Source organism: Roseovarius gahaiensis (genome assembly GCF_011601345.1).
Lineage (GTDB): Bacteria > Pseudomonadota > Alphaproteobacteria > Rhodobacterales > Rhodobacteraceae > Roseovarius > Roseovarius gahaiensis.
On sequence record NZ_JAAORB010000002.1, the window covers coordinates 65,258 to 82,287 of the forward strand.

Annotated in this window: 19 protein-coding genes; 12 read left to right on the top strand and 7 right to left on the bottom strand. The window is 54.4% G+C overall.

Going from position 1 to position 17,030, the window contains the following annotated elements:
• The 4 genes from HAT86_RS01525 to HAT86_RS01540 all read left to right on the top strand — a co-directional run bounded on the left by HAT86_RS01525 (window position 1) and on the right by HAT86_RS01540 (window position 3,976).
• Window positions 1-1,029, top strand: a complete 1,029-nt coding sequence (locus HAT86_RS01525) for a trans-3-hydroxy-L-proline dehydratase (protein ID WP_167192829.1) — start codon at window positions 1-3, stop codon at window positions 1,027-1,029.
• 174 nt (window positions 1,030-1,203) lie between these two features.
• Window positions 1,204-1,878, top strand: a complete 675-nt coding sequence (locus HAT86_RS01530; protein WP_167192830.1) for a phosphatidylserine decarboxylase — start codon at window positions 1,204-1,206, stop codon at window positions 1,876-1,878.
• Between the two features lie 5 nt (window positions 1,879-1,883).
• Entirely contained in the window at window positions 1,884-2,639 is a 756-nt protein-coding gene (gene pssA, locus HAT86_RS01535; RefSeq protein ID WP_167192831.1) for a CDP-diacylglycerol--serine O-phosphatidyltransferase, read from the top strand.
• A gap of 113 nt (window positions 2,640-2,752) precedes the next feature.
• Window positions 2,753-3,976, top strand: coding sequence for an MFS transporter (locus tag HAT86_RS01540; RefSeq protein ID WP_167192832.1), 1,224 nt, complete (start codon window positions 2,753-2,755; stop codon window positions 3,974-3,976).
• Here the strand turns inward: HAT86_RS01540 and HAT86_RS01545 are convergent.
• Genes HAT86_RS01545 through HAT86_RS01555 form a run of 3 tightly spaced genes read right to left on the bottom strand, consistent with a single transcriptional unit; the run spans window position 3,959 to window position 6,239 of the window.
• Complete coding sequence (locus HAT86_RS01545) at window positions 3,959-4,540, bottom strand: Smr/MutS family protein (RefSeq protein ID WP_167192833.1); 582 nt, start codon at window positions 4,538-4,540, stop codon at window positions 3,959-3,961. The two genes, HAT86_RS01540 and HAT86_RS01545, sit on opposite strands and share 18 nt — an antisense overlap.
• Window positions 4,537-5,580, bottom strand: coding sequence for a murein transglycosylase A (gene mltA, locus HAT86_RS01550; protein ID WP_167192834.1), 1,044 nt, complete (start codon window positions 5,578-5,580; stop codon window positions 4,537-4,539). The genes HAT86_RS01545 and mltA overlap by 4 nt, the downstream gene beginning before the upstream one ends.
• Window positions 5,577-6,239, bottom strand: coding sequence for a Tim44/TimA family putative adaptor protein (locus tag HAT86_RS01555; protein ID WP_167192835.1), 663 nt, complete (start codon window positions 6,237-6,239; stop codon window positions 5,577-5,579). Before HAT86_RS01555 ends, mltA begins: the two co-directional genes overlap by 4 nt.
• Window positions 6,240-6,349: 110 nt before the next feature.
• On the opposite strand from HAT86_RS01555, the gene HAT86_RS01560 reads away from it, so the two are divergent.
• Window positions 6,350-6,847, top strand: a complete 498-nt coding sequence (locus tag HAT86_RS01560) for an FxsA family protein (protein ID WP_167192836.1) — start codon at window positions 6,350-6,352, stop codon at window positions 6,845-6,847.
• Between the two features lie 59 nt (window positions 6,848-6,906).
• A complete protein-coding gene (gene secB / locus HAT86_RS01565) occupies window positions 6,907-7,410 on the top strand; it encodes a protein-export chaperone SecB (protein WP_167192837.1) in 504 nt (167 codons plus the stop codon).
• A 1-nt stretch (window position 7,411) separates the two neighbouring features.
• Here the strand turns inward: secB and dnaQ are convergent, their stop codons facing one another.
• From dnaQ to HAT86_RS01585, 4 genes are read right to left on the bottom strand one after another with little or no spacing between them, the layout of a single operon-like run.
• Window positions 7,412-8,146 carry a DNA polymerase III subunit epsilon gene (gene dnaQ / locus HAT86_RS01570; RefSeq protein WP_167192838.1) on the bottom strand — a complete coding sequence of 245 codons (735 nt, stop codon included), beginning with the start codon at window positions 8,144-8,146 and terminating at the stop codon, window positions 7,412-7,414.
• On the bottom strand, window positions 8,139-8,732 hold the full coding sequence (coaE, locus tag HAT86_RS01575) for a dephospho-CoA kinase (RefSeq protein WP_167192839.1): 594 nt from the start codon (window positions 8,730-8,732) through the stop codon (window positions 8,139-8,141). Before coaE ends, dnaQ begins: the two co-directional genes overlap by 8 nt.
• Window positions 8,729-9,562, bottom strand: a complete 834-nt coding sequence (locus tag HAT86_RS01580) for a shikimate dehydrogenase (RefSeq protein WP_167192840.1) — start codon at window positions 9,560-9,562, stop codon at window positions 8,729-8,731. Before HAT86_RS01580 ends, coaE begins: the two co-directional genes overlap by 4 nt.
• Window positions 9,559-10,155 carry a Maf family protein gene (locus HAT86_RS01585; protein ID WP_167192841.1) on the bottom strand — a complete coding sequence of 199 codons (597 nt, stop codon included), beginning with the start codon at window positions 10,153-10,155 and terminating at the stop codon, window positions 9,559-9,561. Before HAT86_RS01585 ends, HAT86_RS01580 begins: the two co-directional genes overlap by 4 nt.
• Window positions 10,156-10,571: 416 nt before the next feature.
• On the opposite strand from HAT86_RS01585, the gene hemJ reads away from it, so the two are divergent.
• The 6 genes from hemJ to HAT86_RS01615 all read left to right on the top strand — a co-directional run bounded on the left by hemJ (window position 10,572) and on the right by HAT86_RS01615 (window position 17,019).
• Window positions 10,572-11,021 carry a protoporphyrinogen oxidase HemJ gene (hemJ, locus tag HAT86_RS01590; protein ID WP_167192842.1) on the top strand — a complete coding sequence of 150 codons (450 nt, stop codon included), beginning with the start codon at window positions 10,572-10,574 and terminating at the stop codon, window positions 11,019-11,021.
• A 131-nt stretch (window positions 11,022-11,152) separates the two neighbouring features.
• A complete protein-coding gene (gene rho, locus HAT86_RS01595) occupies window positions 11,153-12,424 on the top strand; it encodes a transcription termination factor Rho (protein WP_167192843.1) in 1,272 nt (423 codons plus the stop codon).
• Between the two features lie 23 nt (window positions 12,425-12,447).
• Complete coding sequence (mnmE, locus tag HAT86_RS01600; RefSeq protein ID WP_167192844.1) at window positions 12,448-13,734, top strand: tRNA uridine-5-carboxymethylaminomethyl(34) synthesis GTPase MnmE; 1,287 nt, start codon at window positions 12,448-12,450, stop codon at window positions 13,732-13,734.
• Between the two features lie 12 nt (window positions 13,735-13,746).
• Window positions 13,747-15,609, top strand: coding sequence for a tRNA uridine-5-carboxymethylaminomethyl(34) synthesis enzyme MnmG (gene mnmG, locus HAT86_RS01605; RefSeq protein WP_167192845.1), 1,863 nt, complete (start codon window positions 13,747-13,749; stop codon window positions 15,607-15,609).
• Window positions 15,606-16,217, top strand: a complete 612-nt coding sequence (rsmG, locus tag HAT86_RS01610) for a 16S rRNA (guanine(527)-N(7))-methyltransferase RsmG (RefSeq protein WP_167192846.1) — start codon at window positions 15,606-15,608, stop codon at window positions 16,215-16,217. Before mnmG ends, rsmG begins: the two co-directional genes overlap by 4 nt.
• Entirely contained in the window at window positions 16,210-17,019 is an 810-nt protein-coding gene (locus HAT86_RS01615; RefSeq protein WP_167192847.1) for a ParA family protein, read from the top strand. The genes rsmG and HAT86_RS01615 overlap by 8 nt, the downstream gene beginning before the upstream one ends.
• Window positions 17,020-17,030: the final 11 nt, after the last annotated feature.

Below are 17,030 nucleotides of genomic sequence, written 5' to 3' on the forward strand. Positions count from 1 at the left end.
ATGCGCTCATCCAAGACAATCCACGTGATTTCCGCCCATGCCGAGGGTGAGGTGGGCGATGTCATCGTCGGGGGCGTCCTGCCCCCGCCCGGTGATACGATCTGGGACCAAAGCCGCTGGATCGCGAACGACCAGACCCTGCGCAACTTCGTCTTGAACGAACCGCGCGGTGGGGTCTTCAGACATGTGAACCTCCTGGTGCCTCCCAAGCATCCCGAGGCCCAGGCAGCATGGATCATCATGGAGCCCGAGGATACGCCCCCTATGTCCGGCTCGAATTCGATCTGCGTGGCGACCGTGCTGCTGGATGGCGGCCTCGTGCCAATGCAGGAGCCAGAGACGCATCTTGTGCTCGAAGCGCCCGGCGGGCTGGTGCGGGTGCGTGCCGAATGCAAGGATGGCAAGGCCGAACGCATCTTCGTGCGCAACGTCCCGTCCTTTGCTGCGCAGTTGGACGTCAAGCTGACGGTCGAGGGCCTCGGCGAGCTGACCGTCGACACCGCCTATGGCGGCGACAGTTTCGTGATTGTCGATGCGGAAAAGCTGGGCTTCAATCTGACGCAGGACGAGGCCCATGCCATCGCCAAACTCGGCGTGCAGATCACCAATGCCGCCAATGCACAGCTTGGCTTTCACCACCCCGAGAACCACGACTGGAAGCACATTTCATTCTGCCTTTTCGCCGGCCCACTGCGCGACGGACCGGACGGGCTGGAGACGGGTGCAGCCGTTGCCATTCAGCCCGGCAAGGTCGATCGCTCGCCCACCGGCACGGCGCTTTCGGCGCGCATGGCGGTGCTGCACGCGCGCGGCACCATGAAGACCGGTGATCGGCTGACCGCGCGGTCGCTTATCGGGTCCACGTTCTCTGGACAGATTCTCGGTGAAACCACGGTCGGCGGAACGCCAGCGATCCATCCCGAGATTTCCGGTCGTGGTTGGATCACCGGGATACATCAACACATGCTCGATCCCTCGGACCCCTGGCCCGAGGGCTATCGGCTATCGGATACGTGGGGCGCGCGATAAGTTGCACATTCCGGCATGGCAGGAAGACAGAATAGACGCCGCGATCTCGCTCTACTTTCGTCCATCCTGTATATTTTGCAGCGGCACCTCGCGGGATTCCGCACAAAACGTGCGGGCTAGGCAAGGGCGGGGTTTTCGCGTATCTCGCGCTGATCCAAGTCAGCGGGGCGTCCCATGAATATGCTTTCCACCTTCGTCAAACCCATGCATCCCGAGGGGCGCAAGTTTGTCGCTATTTTTGCCGCGATCACGCTTGTGTTGTTCCTGATCTGGGATGTTCTGGGTTGGGTCGGGGTTGGGCTGACCATCTGGTGTTACTACTTTTTCCGTGATCCTGAGCGCGTGTCTCCGCAAGGTGACAGCCTTGTCCTTAGCCCCGCCGATGGCATCGTGTCGCTGATCGAACCCGCCGTTCCCCCGTCCGAGTTGGGCCTGTCCGACACCCCGCTGACCCGTGTCAGTGTCTTCATGTCGGTGTTCAACTGCCACATCAATCGCGCCCCCGTCTCGGGCGAAATCACCGCTGTCTCGTATCGCCCCGGCAAGTTTTTCAACGCCTCGCTGGACAAGGCCAGCAGCGATAATGAACGCAACAGCCTTGTGATCCGCAAAGATGACGGACAGGATATTGTCGTTGTCCAGATCGCGGGCTTGGTGGCGCGGCGGATTGTTTGTTTTGTAAAACCGTCAGATCGTGTAGTGTCCGGCGAAAGGTTCGGCCTGATCCGCTTCGGCTCTCGGCTTGATGTCTACCTGCCCCAAGGGGTTGCCCCCCGTGTAAGCGTAGGCCAGACGATGATCGCCGGTGAAACCGTTCTGGCCGACCTGACACAACAAAAACAGGCCTGACCCACATGATACATCCTCCGGGTAAGTCGCTGACAGACATGACGTTTGTGCGGCTATTGCCAAACATCATGACGCTTGCCGCGATCTGTGCCGGCCTCACCGCGATCCGTTTCGCGATGCAGGAAAACTATGTCGGCGCGGTGTACCTGATCATCCTTGCTGCGGTCCTCGACGGTCTTGATGGTCGTGTTGCGCGCCTTGTTGGAAGCGATAGCGACTTTGGCGCGGAACTGGATTCGCTGGCCGACTTTCTGAATTTCGGCGTTGCCCCCGCTTTGGTTCTATATTTCTGGGGCCTACAAGGTATGGGCAGCTTTGGCTGGAGCACGGTTTTGGCTTTTGCCCTGTGCTGTGTCTTGCGTCTGGCCCGGTTCAACGTCAGCGCCCGCAACCCCGACACCTGCGCCAGCGGCGCACATTTCACCGGCGTTCCGGCCCCCGCTGGTGCGTTGCTAGCGCTTGCGCCGATGTATCTGGCGTTTGCCTTTACCGACCGGCCCTACATCCCCGGCGTTCTATTGTGCGTCTATCTGCTGTTCATCGGGCTTCTGATGACCAGCCGGATTCCTACCCCCTCGCCCAAAGCACTGCGATTTTCGCGTGATACGCTTCCGCTGACCATTTTTTGCGTTCTTCTGGTCACCGCTGCGCTGATCTTGTTCGAATGGATCACCCTAGTGGCAATGTCAGCGATCTATTTGGCCATGGTGGTCAAATCGTTGATATCCGAGTTTTCGGGTGAGGACATAGATCAGGTTTAATCCGGCCTGACGCCCCGTGACCTGACGGCGATCAGGCTGTTGGCATCGGCATATACGGCCAGCAATTTACAAAAGCCTCTTTCCTTCGGCGTTGTTTCATATGACCAAAGGGAATGAATATAATTACCTTCCTTCGAGAGAACGCGCCGTGGCTATCCGCCGGAGTGCTGCTGACCTTTCTCAGCAGCTTTGGCCAAACCTTCTTTATCTCGATTTTTGCCGGGGAAATCCGTGAAGGGTTTGGTCTCTCGCATGGCGAATGGGGCGGGATTTATACGCTTGGCACCGGGGTGTCGGCGGCTCTGATGGTCTGGGCCGGGGGATTGACTGACAGGTTCAGGGTGCGCGGCCTTGGGCCCGTTGTTCTGGCGTTTCTTGCAATGGCCTGTGTTGCGATGGCGCTCAACCCCGTCTGGTGGCTGTTGCCGGTTGTCATATTTGCCTTGCGGTTTGCCGGCCAAGGGATGACCGGCCATGTGGCCGTTGTGGCGATGTCGCGGTGGTTCATTGCAACCCGGGGCAAAGCGCTATCAATCGCAACGCTTGGCTTTGCAGCAGGTGAGGCACTTTTGCCGCTGATCTTCGTGGCGCTGATGATCTATTACGATTGGCGTCTGTTATGGGGTCTGGCTGCCATAATCGCCCTTTGTGGAATACCTGTGTTGTTGGGGCTGTTGCGTCATGAGCGCACGCCGCAATCCATGGCGCATTCCGAGTTTTCGGTTGGCATGTCCGGGCGGCATTGGAGCCGAAACCAAACCCTGCGCCAGTTTTTGTTCTGGTTCATGGTGCCAGCGCTCTTGGGGCCATCCGCGTTTAACACGGCATTTTTCTTTCATCAGGTCCATTTTGCCGAGGTCAAAGGCATCGCCCATGTCGAACTGGTGGCGATGTTTCCGCTCTATACCGGGATTTCCATTGCGGCGATGATGTTATCAGGTTGGGCCTTGGACAAGGTGGGCACCGCCCGTTTGATCCCGTTCATGCAATTGCCAATGGTCGCTGCTTTTGTTTTGTTCGCTCTGGCCAGTGGGCCGGTGGCGACATTTCTGGGCTTTTTCTTTTTGGGCCTGACCACGGGGATGAACACAACTTTACCCAATGCGTTCTGGGCCGAGTTCTATGGCACAAAACACATTGGCGCGATCAAGGCGATGGCGGCGGCTATCATGGTGCTTGGGTCGGCGATCGGGCCGGGTATTACCGGGCTTGGCATAGATCTTGGCCTTGGGATCGAGGCGCAATACATCGGCATCGCCGCGTATTTCCTGTTTGCCAGCGTGATGATGGCCATTGGCATCACCCGCGCGCGGCCCCTGTTAGCGCCGCCGTCGTAGATAGACGTAATACGCGCCGCCGCCGCCGTGCTTTAGATGCGCTTCGGTCACTTGCAAAACAACGCCCGACAACGGCGGCGCAGACAGCCACTGCGGCACATTATGGCGCAAGACACCCCGGCGCGTTGGAATTGGGCCGCCTTCGTCGCGCGATTTGCCTTTGCCGGTGACCACAAGAACAAGGCGTTTGTTGTTGTCATGCGCGCGCAGGATGAAGCCCATCAGCGCAGGATGCGCCTGATCCATAGTCATACCGTGAAGATCAAGCTTTCCCTCAGGCACAACCTTACCCCGCCTCAGCTTGCCGAAGGTCTTTTTATCCATACGCACAGGCTGTGCCGCGATAGTCTGCGAAATGTCGGGGGCGATATCATGGCCATGATGGGCCGGATCAGCCTTTTGGCCCAGATCAAACCCCTCAATCCTTGTCTTGTTGTGCTTGGAGGGGGTCGGTTTGGGCAGCGGCGGATCTTTATGTTTTCGCTCGGGATGCAGCCTGTCGGTTGTTTGGGCTACCTTGCGCCAAAGGTCCAGCTCGTCAGGTTTGAGACGACGGCGAGTCACGGTAGTGTCTCGGATAGCATCGCAAAAGCGCGTTGAATTGGCATCAGCACAACCATTCTCCCCGGATCACGCAGTTTGCCCGCCGCGCGCCCGGCGGCGGTGCCCGTGCCAAAGAAAATATCGGCCCGTTGCGGCCCCTTAATCGCCGACCCTGTGTCTTGCGCCACCATCAAGCGGCGGATCGGATTGGCACCGTCTTTTTCAATCCACACCGGTGCGCCCAACGGAACAAAGGCGGGATCAACAGCAATCGTGCGCCCCGCCGTGACAGACCGGTTCATCGCACCCAACGGGCCATCTGCGGCCGCAACCCGATCAACCCTGCGAAAGAAAACATATGACGGGTTGTGAAACAGAAGTTCACGCCCCTGCGCCGGGTTGCGCCGGACCCAGTTCTTGATCACATCGGCCGACACTTGATGCGCCTCGTAGATGCCGCGCCGGACCATCTCAACCCCGACCGAGCGGTAATTGTGGCCGTTCTTACCGCCATATCCAACACGGATCACTCGGCCATCTGGCAAGCGGATACGGCCTGAGCCTTGGATTTGTAAAAAGAACAACTCTACTGGGTCATCTACCCACGCTATTTCAAGCCCGCGCCCGCGCATCGCGTCGCCAGTTTCAATTTCCCGGCGGGTTAACCACGGTGAATGCGCCTTTGATTCAGGGGGCTGTCGATACACGGGGTAGCGATATCGCTCTGAGCGTTGCAAAGACCCGTTCAGCTCGGGCTCAAAATATCCGGTGAACAAAGCGTCCTTGCCGTTTTCAATGACAACAGGCCGAAAGAACAATTCAAAAAACGCTTTCGGATCGGGTTTTTGCTGGCCCAAAGCACATAAAGCCTGCCAATCCGGATCGTCCATATCGGGGCAAGTGTTCAGGAACACATCCAATGCACGTGCGTGATTATCCTCTGTCCAGCCGTCCAGTTCGTCAAAGCTCAGAAGGCTGTGGGTTGTGTCGCGTTCACTCGCCGAAAGGCTGCCCACGCAGGACAGCCAAACAGCCACAACCGCCCACAGACCCCGGATCATTCGCCCGTGGCAACAAGCCGCCAATTCGGATCACCCGAGCCCATGGCCCGCTCGAACGTCCAAATATCTTTTTGTCGTTTCGGCTGACGCTCTTTGCCCTCGATGATTTCACCGCTGCTGTCACGCACCAGCGACGTCAACTCACCCACAAACCGCACGGTTATTGAGGCGATTTTGGTGCCATCATCGAAATCCGCGTTTACCAGACGGGTCTCATGAACACCTAGAAACTCGGCTTCGATGGTCAGGCCTTGTTCTTCGCGCGCATCTACCACCTGCGCAAACGCCTCGTAGACGTCTTCGGCCAAAAAGGGTGTCACATCTTCCAGCGTGCCGCGCTCGAACGCCATCAGGATCATCTCGTATGCGCCACGCGCGCCTTGCAGGAATTCACCCACTCCGAAAGATGGCTCAACACGCTTCATTTGGGCCAGCGCGTCTGCGGCATCGGATCCTTCGGGGACATTGTCGAGAATATCGTAATCCGGGCCGCCATCGATCACTTCGAACGCTTCTCGGCGTTGATCGTTGGCAGCGGCGCGTTCGCTGCGCGGCGGGCCTTCAAACCCATCACGGGTGCCCAGAACACTTTTCAATCGCAAAATCAGAAAAATCGCGATTCCGGCCAGAACCAAAATTTGAATAAGGGGGGAATTCATGGACACCTCTTGTCATGCGGGGCATGGTATCGTGCGTTACTCGCCCTTATGTAGGTGACAGGCGCGGTCAAGTCCACCTTGCACGCGGTCATAATAACGGAGTTTTCGCAATGTGGCTGCTTCTGGCCTTCATCGCTGTTCCCTTAATCGAGATTGGCCTGTTCATTCAGGTAGGCGATTTGATTGGACTATGGCCAACACTGGCCATCGTGGTGATAACTGCCGTGATCGGCACATGGATGGTGCGCACGCAGGGCGCACTGGCGATGGGGCAGTTGCGCCGCTCGTTTTCCGATCTTGATGATCCGACCGAACCCTTGGCCCATGGTGCAATGATCCTGTTTTCAGGCGCTCTTCTTTTGACGCCGGGTTTTTTCACCGATGCCATTGGTTTTGCACTTTTGGTCCCGGCGGTGCGGCACGCGGTGTTTGCATTCATTCGCAAGCGCGTTCACGTCCAACGCTTTGATATGGGGCCAAACGGTCCGCGACATCCCAATGATCCACAAACGCCGCACACGCCTGACATCATTGATGCGGATTACTACGAGGTTGGGGATGATCAGCCCGACACAAAAGGCGCTTCAGGGTGGTCGACAAAGCATTGAGGCCCCCGAGCCATCCTGCTAACCGTCGTCCTAATAGTTTTTTACATCGGAGATAGCCCATGGCCGAACAAGAAAACGGCGCAGCCGAACAGCAACCGCAAGTCAAGATGAGCACGCTTACGCAGTTCGTACGCGACCTGTCGTTCGAAAATGTCTTGTCACAGCGCGGCACTGGCGGCGAAGTCAATCCTGAGATGCAAGTGGCTGTCAATCTCGACGCCAAGAAGCGCACGACCGAAAACCAGTATGAAGTGATCGTTAAACTGCGCGTTGATTCCAAAAACAAAGGTAGCGAAGAGGCACTTTTCGTTCTGGAAATGGAATATGCCGGCGTATTTCACATCGAAGGCGTGCCTGATGATCAAATGCACCCGTTCCTTATGATCGAGTGCCCGCGAATGTTGTTCCCCTTCATTCGCCGCATCATCAGCGATGTCACCCGCGATGGTGGCTTCCCGCCGCTTAACCTTGAAAACATTGATTTCGTCCAGCTTTATCGCAACGAAATCGCCCGCCGTCAGGCGGAAGCTCAGGCAGAACAAAAAGACCAACCGGTCACTTGATCTAGCCCAGCTTTTTCCAAAGCGCACCGTCGCCCAGACTCTCGATGAATTCGGAGTGGGCGGCGGTTTCTTTTTCAGTCAATCGCGACGGTAACGGGTTCGCCCGAGGTTGCGGGCGCCAATCGCTATCACCACCGGCCTGCCCTGATCGTCCTGATGCGGTTGTGGCCAAGGCGAAATCTGGCTGTCGCCCGCCAATCAGCTCAAGATACACCTCGGCCAGAATTTCCGAGTCAAGCAACGCGCCGTGCAAGGTGCGTGATGCGTTGTCGATCGCAAATCGGCGACACAGCGCATCCAGCGAGGCGGGTGAGCCCGGAAAACGTTTGCGCGCCATATCCAGCGTATCAATCGCCTGCTCCCACGGCAGCTGTGGCAAATTCATCCAGCCCAATTCAGCGTTTAAAAACTTCATGTCAAACGCAGCATTGTGAATTATCAGCTTCGCATCGCCAATAAACTCGACAAAGCTTTGTGCAACATGCGCAAACAAAGGTTTGTCTTTCAGGGTGACCTCCCCTTGCTTGGGGGGACGTGGTTCGATCAACAGATCAGGGCCAATCCCATGAACCTCAAAGGCGTCATGGGGCATGTCGCGCTGTGGGTTGATATATTGGTGGTAGATTCGACCTGTTGGCATATGGTTATACAGTTCGATCGCACCGATCTCGACGATGCGATCTCCCTTATGCGGATCAAAGCCGGTGGTTTCGGTATCGAGAACGATTTCACGCATGGGTCAGCCTGTTCTTGATCTGTTTGACAATATCTTGAACCTGTCGGCGCGCGTACTCAAGGGTATCGGTTTCAATCACGTAATCCGCGCGTCGGCATTTTTCATCGTTTGGCATTTGTTTGTCTCGAATGGCCACAAATTGTTCAAGCGTCATTGTTCCGCGCGCCAACACGCGTTTTTTCTGCTGCTCTGGTGAAACAGTCACACATGCAACGGCATCCATCTTGGCATTCCCACCTGTTTCAAACAGCAGCGGTATGTCCAAAACCACGATCTCCGCTTTGTTTTGATCTATAAAGTCAGCGCGATCACGGGCCACCAGAGGGTGAACGATTTGCTCGATACGTTTCAGCGCGGTGGCATCCTTTGCAAGGATCTCTTTCAGCTTGTCCCGCGATACAACCCCATCGACAACCGCGTCTGGAAAAGCGGCGCGTATCGGCTCAACCGCTGCACCGCCCTTGGCATAAAGCCGGTGCACAGCCGCGTCTGCATCCCAAACCGCACACCCTTCATCGGCAAACATGCGGGCGGTGGTCGATTTGCCCATGCCGATCGATCCCGTCAGCCCCAAGCAAAACGTCATCGCAATGCCGCCGCGCGTGTGGCGCTGTCGACGACAGGGCGCACACCGAACCAACGTTCAAAGCCTGGAATAGCTTGATATAGCAACATGCCCAGACCATCGACCGTTGTGCAGCCCGCCTTTTCCGCCTCAAGCAATAGCCGGGTTTTCAGGGGCGCATAAACCAAATCGGTAACAACGGCATCTTTACGAAGCCCATCAAGGGGCACGCGCAGGGGTGGTTTTCCGACCATCCCAAGCGACGTTGTGTTCACCACAGTCAAAGCGTCTTCGAGCATGTTGCCGGCTTGCACCCAATCCACGACTGTCAGACGACTGCCAAAGTCCGCTTGCAGGGCCTCGGCCCTGACGCGGGTTCGATTTGAAATCATAATTTCAGGAACACCGGCATCCAAAAGAGATGCAACAACGGCGCGCGCCGCACCGCCGGCACCCAATACAGCCGCTGGCCCAGTCTTTGGGTTCCAATCTGGGGCGTTTTCCCGCAGGTTTTGAATAAATCCATAGCCGTCGGTATTGTCGGCGTGAATTTTGCCATCCTTGCGAAAAATCAATGTATTCGCCGCCCCGATCAGCGTGGCGCGGTCTGTGACCAGATCGGCCAACTCCATGACCTTTTCTTTATGCGGGACCGTCACATTGGCCCCAACGAAACCCATTTTGGGCATAGTGCGCAGGACGGTTTCAAGATCGTCGGATGCTACATCCATCGGGATGTAAAAACCCTTCAAGCCGTTCACTTTGAGCCAATGGGCATGCAGTTGTGGCGATTTGGAATGCGCGATGGGTGACCCAATCACACCCGCCAGCGGAACTTTATCGTAACTCATCCGTCCAGATCCCCCCTAAGCGTCAAATAAGACAGCAGCTCTAGTAGTGGCAGGCCCAAAACCGTGAAATAATCGCCCTGCACCTGAGAGAAAAGCCGCACGCCCTCCTCTTCCAGTTTATAAGCACCAACAGAATGCCGGATGCTGTCCCAATTCCTTGTGACATAAGACTCTAGGTATTCATCAGAAAACGAGCGCATCATCAGGCGAACAACGCCAACGTGGCGCCAAATCGGTTGTCCGTTTTCACAAATCACGGCAGCGGACAAAAGTTCGTGCCGCGCTCCGCGCATCTGGCGCAGCTGTTCTAGGGCTGTATCAGGACTATCAGGCTTGCTGATCAGCTGACCTTGAAAGTTCAAGACCTGATCACAGCCGATAACCAGATCATCAGGTCTTTTGGCGCTGATCTTTTGCGCCTTGATCTCAGCCAAACCATCGGCAATGTCCCGCGCGCTTGATCCGCTTGCCAGCATCGCGTCGCGGAACGCCTCTTCGTCCACGCGGGCGGGCACGACATCAAAGCTCACGCCCGCATTACGTAACAGCTGCCCCCGAATATCCGAGCTAGAGGCCAATACGATTTTCGACATGGTGTGGACAACCTCTTGGATAATTTAACGTATGTTTAAGAACAGTCGGCTGATAATTCCACACCGATCCAGTTTATAAATCAAACCGGGTAACTTTCACCGTGTCATCAGTCAGTCATGCATCTGTGGATTAGGATAAAGTCATGTTCGTGACCACTGAGGGTTTTACCAAATAAACCCTAAGCTTTGTACATAAGCTGCGCAGATAATAAAATGTAAGTTGTTGATAAATAATCTTTTTTCAGTGAAGTCGTGATATACTGTATTTATCCCCAAACTTATCCCATTTCCAAGACTTCTGTGCAAGAAACAGGGAAAACCGGTTAATCCACAGACCTTATGATCCCTACCTAAACATCATCCTTTCTAAAATTCTTTTTTATTTATAGAGAAGGATCAGAAGAGAAGGCGCTGACATGACCGATTTCTTGATTACGCTCTATCCGTGGACCAAGGCATTCCACATCATGTCGGTAATCTCATGGATGGCAGGGTTGTTTTATCTGCCACGCTTGTTCGTATATCATGCGGAACAATCGACGCCGGGTGACAGCCGCGACGAAGTGTTTCAGGTTATGGAAACAAAGCTGCTGCGGGTGATCATGAATCCAGCAATGATCGCATCGTGGGGTGCCGGTCTGGTCTTGGTCTTTACGCCTGGGATCGTAGATTGGGGTGCCGTCTGGCCGTATGTAAAGGGGGCCAGCATCGTGGCGATGACTTGGTTTCATCATTGGCTTGGGTTGCGTATGAAAGACTTTGCCGCAAGCCAGAACACCCTGACGGGCCGTCAATACCGGATGATGAATGAAGTTCCGACAGTATTGATGGTTTTGATCGTTCTGGCCGTGGTGGTGCGTTTCTAGCATCATTGACTCCGGGCTTGGGTCTGGTTATGGAAACTTAAGCGCCCGTCCGGGTTGCCTATTCTCCAGATCAGATAATGACACCATCACAGGCGAAGGCCTTTGTATTTTGTGTCACAAGGATTTCCACCATGTCCGACGACCGCCTAAATCTAGCCGACCTCAAGGCGCATGCTGCAAAAGACCTCCTTTCCATGGCGGAAGAGCTTGAGATCGAAAATGCCTCGACCATGCGCAAGGGCGAGATGATGTTTCAGATTCTGCGTGAACGCGCAGATGAAGGTTGGACTGTATACGGCGATGGTGTCTTGGAAGTCTTGCAAGATGGGTTCGGTTTCTTGCGGTCGCCCGAGGCAAATTACCTGCCCGGCCCCGACGATATTTATGTGTCCCCCGACACGATCCGCCAGCATTCCTTGCGCACCGGCGACACGATCGAAGGTGAAATTCGCGCCCCAGAGGATCAAGAACGCTATTTTGCATTGACCAGCGTTGAGCAGATCAATTTTGAAGATCCTGAACGCGCGCGCCACAAAATAGCGTTTGATAACCTGACGCCGCTCTACCCCGATGAGCGCCTGAATATGGAAGTGGACGACCCGACGCTCAAAGACCGCTCGTCGCGTGTTATTGATCTGGTGGCGCCTATCGGCAAAGGCCAGCGGTCGCTGATTGTTGCGCCCCCGCGGACGGGTAAAACCGTGCTTTTGCAAAACATCGCCAACAGCATCGAGAAGAACCATCCCGAGTGCTATTTGATTGTTCTGTTGATTGATGAGCGGCCGGAAGAAGTTACCGATATGCAGCGGTCTGTGAAAGGCGAGGTGATAAGCTCGACCTTCGACGAACCCGCCGCGCGCCACGTGGCTGTGGCTGAAATGGTGATTGAAAAGGCAAAACGTCTGGTCGAACACAAACGAGATGTTGTTATTCTACTGGACTCGATCACAAGACTTGGTAGGGCCTACAACACTGTTGTCCCGTCTTCAGGCAAAGTTTTGACGGGTGGTGTTGATGCAAATGCGCTGCAACGCCCCAAGCGTTTCTTTGGTGCCGCGCGGAATATCGAAGAAGGTGGATCGCTTACAATCATCTCGACCGCCCTGATTGATACTGGTAGCCGGATGGATGAAGTTATCTTTGAAGAATTCAAAGGCACAGGGAACTCGGAACTCGTGCTGGATCGCAAGATTGCTGACAAACGTGTTTTCCCTGCAATCGACATATTGAAGTCCGGCACGCGGAAAGAGGAACTATTGATCGACAAGGTCGATTTGCAGAAAACCTTCGTTCTGCGGCGGATATTGAACCCGATGGGCACCACCGATGCCGTGGAATTCTTGCTGTCGAAGTTGAAGCAAACCAAAACCAACGCCGAGTTCTTTGATTCAATGAACACCTGACGCGTTGGCGTGGGGCCTACCCGATGGATACGATCTACGCTCTTTCAACAGCGCAAGGCAAAGCTGGCGTTGCAATAATACGTATCTCTGGGCCACACGCGTTTGAGGCTGTGCAGGCGTTAGCGGGTGACGTGCCGGCCCCGCGCAAAGCTTCGCTGCGGGTTTTGACGGATGCGCAAGGCGTGCGGTTGGACGAAGCACTTGTTTTGACATTCGCGAAAAACCACAGCTTTACGGGTGAACCTACGGCTGAGTTGCAGGTGCACGGCAGCACGGCCGTAATTGCCGCTGTGATGAATTGTTTAGCCGCCTTGGGGAATCTTCGCTTGTCCGAGCCGGGTGAATTTACCCGGCGCGCGTTGGAAAATGGGCAGCTTGATCTGGCGCAGGTTGAGGGCTTGGCAGATTTGATCGACGCCGAGACCGAAGCGCAGCGGCGTCAGGCGTTACGAGTCCTTTCCGGTGATCTTGGTCGACGGGCGGAAGGCTGGCGTAAAAACCTGATACGTGCCGCAGCACTTTTGGAAGCGACGATTGATTTCGCGGACGAAGAGGTGCCTGTTGATGTGTCGCCAGAGGTATCAGATCTGGTAACCGCGGTGATTTCTGATCTCGAGAACGAAATTTCAGGTGTATCTACCGCTGAACGTGTGCGCTCTGGCTTTGAGGTCGCGATTGTTGGAGCGCCAAATGTTGGCAAATCCACGCTGTTGAATGCGCTTGCGGGGCGGGATGCGGCGATTACATCGGAATTTGCCGGAACAACGCGTGACGTCATCGAAGTTCGTATGGATTTGGGCGGTCTTCCTGTCACGGTGCTTGATACGGCTGGCTTGCGGGAAACACAGGATGCTGTCGAAACGATCGGTATAAATCGTGCAAAACAAAGGGCGAAACTGGCAGACCTCCGGGTATTCCTTGTGGATCAGGACCAGCTGCCGGAGTTATCAGTGGAAACGGACGATATTATTCTGCGTGCCAAAGCCGACCTTTTGACAGATGGCACAGGCGCTATATCCGGCAAAACAGGGGCAGGCGTTTCAGATCTGATAAACCAGATAACCGACGTCTTAGTTGACCGGGCGTCAAATGCGGGCCTTGCGACACGGGCGCGACACCGGGATGCTATGGACAGGGGTTTGTCGGCGTTGAACACGGTGATGGTTCTGTTACCCGAAGGGGAGGATCAAGCGGATATTGCAGCCGAAGAGGTACGAATTGCTATTCGTGCGCTTGATTCTCTGGTAGGACGGATAGATATCGAAAACGTGTTGGATGAAATTTTCGCAAGCTTTTGCCTTGGAAAATAAGGAGTGTTTCACGTGAAACATTTTGATGTCGTCGTGATCGGCGGTGGTCATGCTGGCTCTGAGGCGGCGCATGCAGCGGCTAGGTTAGGTGCGTCCACGGCGCTGGTAACACTTAAAAAATCCGGCATCGGTGTTATGTCATGCAATCCGGCGATTGGTGGCTTGGGTAAGGGCCATCTCGTCCGTGAGATTGACGCTCTTGACGGGGTTATGGGGCGTGTTGCGGATAAAGCAGGCATACAGTTTCGATTACTAAACCGTCGGAAAGGACCAGCAGTGCAAGGGCCACGCGCTCAGGCAGACCGCAAACTTTATCGCGAAGCGATGCTGACAGAAGTGGAAAATCAACCAAATCTGGTGATTATCGAGGGGGAAGCGTCGGACTTTGTCATGAATGGTGACCGTGTCGTGGGTATCACGCTCGCGGATGGATCTGAAGTTCTTGCAAGCACAGTCATTTTGACGACAGGTACGTTCCTTCGGGGTGTGATTCATATCGGGGATGTTTCTCGTCCCGGTGGTCGTATGGGCGATAAGCCGTCGATCAATTTGGCTAAGCGAATTGACACCTTTGCGCTTTCTCTTGGGCGGTTAAAAACGGGGACGCCGCCGCGTTTGGATGGGAAGACAATCAATTGGGCTGAGCTTGATCATCAACCGGGTGATGACGAGCCAACGCTTTTTTCTTTCCTGTCAAACAAACCAGAGGCCAAGCAGATTTCTTGTGGGATTACGCACACCAATGCGCGCACGCACGACATTATCCGCGACAACCTTGACCGTTCCGCAATGTATGGGGGGCATATCGATGGCGTTGGTCCAAGATATTGCCCGTCGATTGAGGATAAAATCGTTCGATTCGCGGATAAAGAATCACACCAAATTTTTCTTGAGCCTGAAAGTCTTTCGGATAGTGTGATTTATCCCAATGGGATTTCTACGTCACTTCCCGAAGACGTTCAGTTGGATTATGTCCGCTCAATTAAGGGTTTGGAAAACGCATCAATCCTTCAACCGGGCTATGCAATTGAATATGATTATGTCGATCCGCGCGCTTTGGATGGAACGCTTGCAGTGAAATCGGTTCCTGGATTGTATCTTGCTGGGCAGATTAACGGAACTACTGGATACGAGGAAGCAGCAGCGCAGGGTCTGGTGGCTGGTTTGAATGCTGCGCTTGCGTCGAAGGGCGATGACTCGATCCTATTCAGCCGGTCAGATAGCTATATTGGCGTGATGATTGATGATCTGATCACGCGCGGAGTGACCGAACCCTATCGCATATTCACATCGCGCGCAGAGTTTCGGCTGTCGTTGCGTGCCGATAATGCGGATCAGCGGCTAACCCCGCTTGGGATCAAGGTTGGATGCGTGGGGGACGGCCGCCGTCAAGCTTTTGAAAATAAGATGTCGCGCTTAACAGCTGCGCGAGAGCGTTTGGAAAACAAAAGCTACACACCGCGCGATCTTTGGAAAATTGGGCTTAAGGTCAACCAAGACGGATCGCGGCGAACTGGTTTTCAGCTTCTGGCTTTCCCGGACATCGGTTTCGATCAGCTTATCGATCTTGATTCTACGCTGTCGGATATTGATTGTGGCTCGCGCACTCAGCTTGAAAAAGATGCGCTATATGCCAATTATATTGAACGGCAGAAGCGCGATGTAGAGATGTTGAAGCGTGATGAGGCGCAGGATATTCCCTCTTTCTTCGACTTCAAGTCCATTGATGGATTATCGAATGAGCTTAAACTCAAGCTTGAAAGCGCAAGACCAGCGAACCTTGCGCAAGCCAGCCGTGTTGATGGGATGACGCCGGCTGCTCTGACGCTTATTTTGGCTCGATTGCGGGCTGAAAAACGGGAAAGATCCGCATGATCGATGTGGATGACCTGAATGTTTCACGTGAAACAGTAGAACGTCTAAAGCTCTACGAAGCCCTTTTACACAAGTGGAATCCTCGGATTAATCTTGTGTCGCAAGCCTCCCTAAAGGAGTCATGGAATCGGCATATTCTAGACTCCATGCAAATCTACGGGCTTGCGCAACACCCTGTTGATCACTGGGTCGACATCGGGTCTGGGGGTGGTTTTCCTGGACTTGTCATCGCAATCATGGGCGTTGAGAAAAAATCACCCGTAAATGTAACCTTGGTAGAAAGCGACACCCGTAAATGCGCCTTCTTGCGTAGCGTTGTTCGCGAAACAGGAGCGCCAGCGACCATAATTAATGATCGCGTCGAAAATATTCCACCGCTGGAAGCCGATGTCGTATCCGCCAGGGCTTTGGCCGACCTTTCGAGCTTACTTGGTTATGCGGAGCGACATCTTAATCAATCCGGCATAGCAATCTTTCCAAAAGGCGCGTCTTGGACAAAAGAGCTGACACTTGCACAAAGCACGTGGAATTTCAGCCACCAGGTTGTTAAAAGTAAAACAGAAGCTGGCCCCGTTATTTTGACCATTGCAGGAATAAATCGTGTCTGACCCAACCCGCCCTCACGGCCCCAAAATTATCGCCATTGCAAACCAAAAAGGCGGCGTGGGTAAAACGACGACAACGATCAATCTTGGTGCGGCACTGGCTGAGGCGGGGCAGCGTGTGCTGATTGTTGACCTAGATCCGCAGGGAAATGCATCAACAGGCCTTGGCATTGAGCCCGATGAAAGAGAATACACGACATACGAATTGCTGCTGGAAGAGATTAAACTGTCTCAGGTTGTCCAAGATACGGAAATTGAAAATCTACGTATTGTGCCTGCGACCGTTGATCTTAGCTCCGCCGATATCGAGTTGATTTCAAATGAAAAAAGAAGCTACCTTTTGCATGATGCCTTACGGCAAGCGGATATGGATAGATATGAATTGGACTACATTCTGATTGATTGTCCTCCGTCGCTCAATCTATTGACCGTAAATGCGATGGTCGCGTCCCATTCTGTTCTTGTGCCGTTGCAGAGCGAATTTTTTGCGCTTGAGGGTCTGTCACAATTAATGCTGACCATCCGGGAAGTCCGTCAATCGGCAAATCCAAACCTCAGAATTGAAGGGATTGTTTTGACGATGTTTGATGCTCGGAATAACCTGTCGACACAGGTTGAGCAGGACGCGCGCGACAACCTTGGTGACCTGGTGTTTCAAACCCGAATCCCTCGTAATGTGCGAGTAAGTGAGGCGCCTTCGTATGCGCTGCCTGTTTTGCAATATGACAGTACCTCCAAAGGGGCGCAGGCCTATCGAGCTTTGGCCGACGAATTGATGACAAACCAGAGCCGCGTAGCTGCATAATACAATAAGGA

Coding starts and splice junctions, on each gene's coding strand:
- HAT86_RS01530 (WP_167192830.1), top strand. CDS start 1,204: ATGAATATGCTTTCCACCTTCGTCAAACCCATGCATCCCGAGGGGCGC.
- HAT86_RS01585 (WP_167192841.1), bottom strand. CDS start 10,155: ATGTCGAAAATCGTATTGGCCTCTAGCTCGGATATTCGGGGGCAGCTG.
- secB (WP_167192837.1), top strand. CDS start 6,907: ATGGCCGAACAAGAAAACGGCGCAGCCGAACAGCAACCGCAAGTCAAG.
- rho (WP_167192843.1), top strand. CDS start 11,153: ATGTCCGACGACCGCCTAAATCTAGCCGACCTCAAGGCGCATGCTGCA.
- dnaQ (WP_167192838.1), bottom strand. CDS start 8,146: ATGCGTGAAATCGTTCTCGATACCGAAACCACCGGCTTTGATCCGCAT.
- HAT86_RS01525 (WP_167192829.1), top strand. CDS start 1: ATGCGCTCATCCAAGACAATCCACGTGATTTCCGCCCATGCCGAGGGT.
- mltA (WP_167192834.1), bottom strand. CDS start 5,580: ATGATCCGGGGTCTGTGGGCGGTTGTGGCTGTTTGGCTGTCCTGCGTG.
- HAT86_RS01555 (WP_167192835.1), bottom strand. CDS start 6,239: ATGAATTCCCCCCTTATTCAAATTTTGGTTCTGGCCGGAATCGCGATT.
- mnmE (WP_167192844.1), top strand. CDS start 12,448: ATGGATACGATCTACGCTCTTTCAACAGCGCAAGGCAAAGCTGGCGTT.
- rsmG (WP_167192846.1), top strand. CDS start 15,606: ATGATCGATGTGGATGACCTGAATGTTTCACGTGAAACAGTAGAACGT.
- pssA (WP_167192831.1), top strand. CDS start 1,884: ATGATACATCCTCCGGGTAAGTCGCTGACAGACATGACGTTTGTGCGG.
- HAT86_RS01580 (WP_167192840.1), bottom strand. CDS start 9,562: ATGAGTTACGATAAAGTTCCGCTGGCGGGTGTGATTGGGTCACCCATC.
- HAT86_RS01560 (WP_167192836.1), top strand. CDS start 6,350: ATGTGGCTGCTTCTGGCCTTCATCGCTGTTCCCTTAATCGAGATTGGC.
- coaE (WP_167192839.1), bottom strand. CDS start 8,732: ATGACGTTTTGCTTGGGGCTGACGGGATCGATCGGCATGGGCAAATCG.
- hemJ (WP_167192842.1), top strand. CDS start 10,572: ATGACCGATTTCTTGATTACGCTCTATCCGTGGACCAAGGCATTCCAC.
- HAT86_RS01540 (WP_167192832.1), top strand. CDS start 2,753: ATGAATATAATTACCTTCCTTCGAGAGAACGCGCCGTGGCTATCCGCC.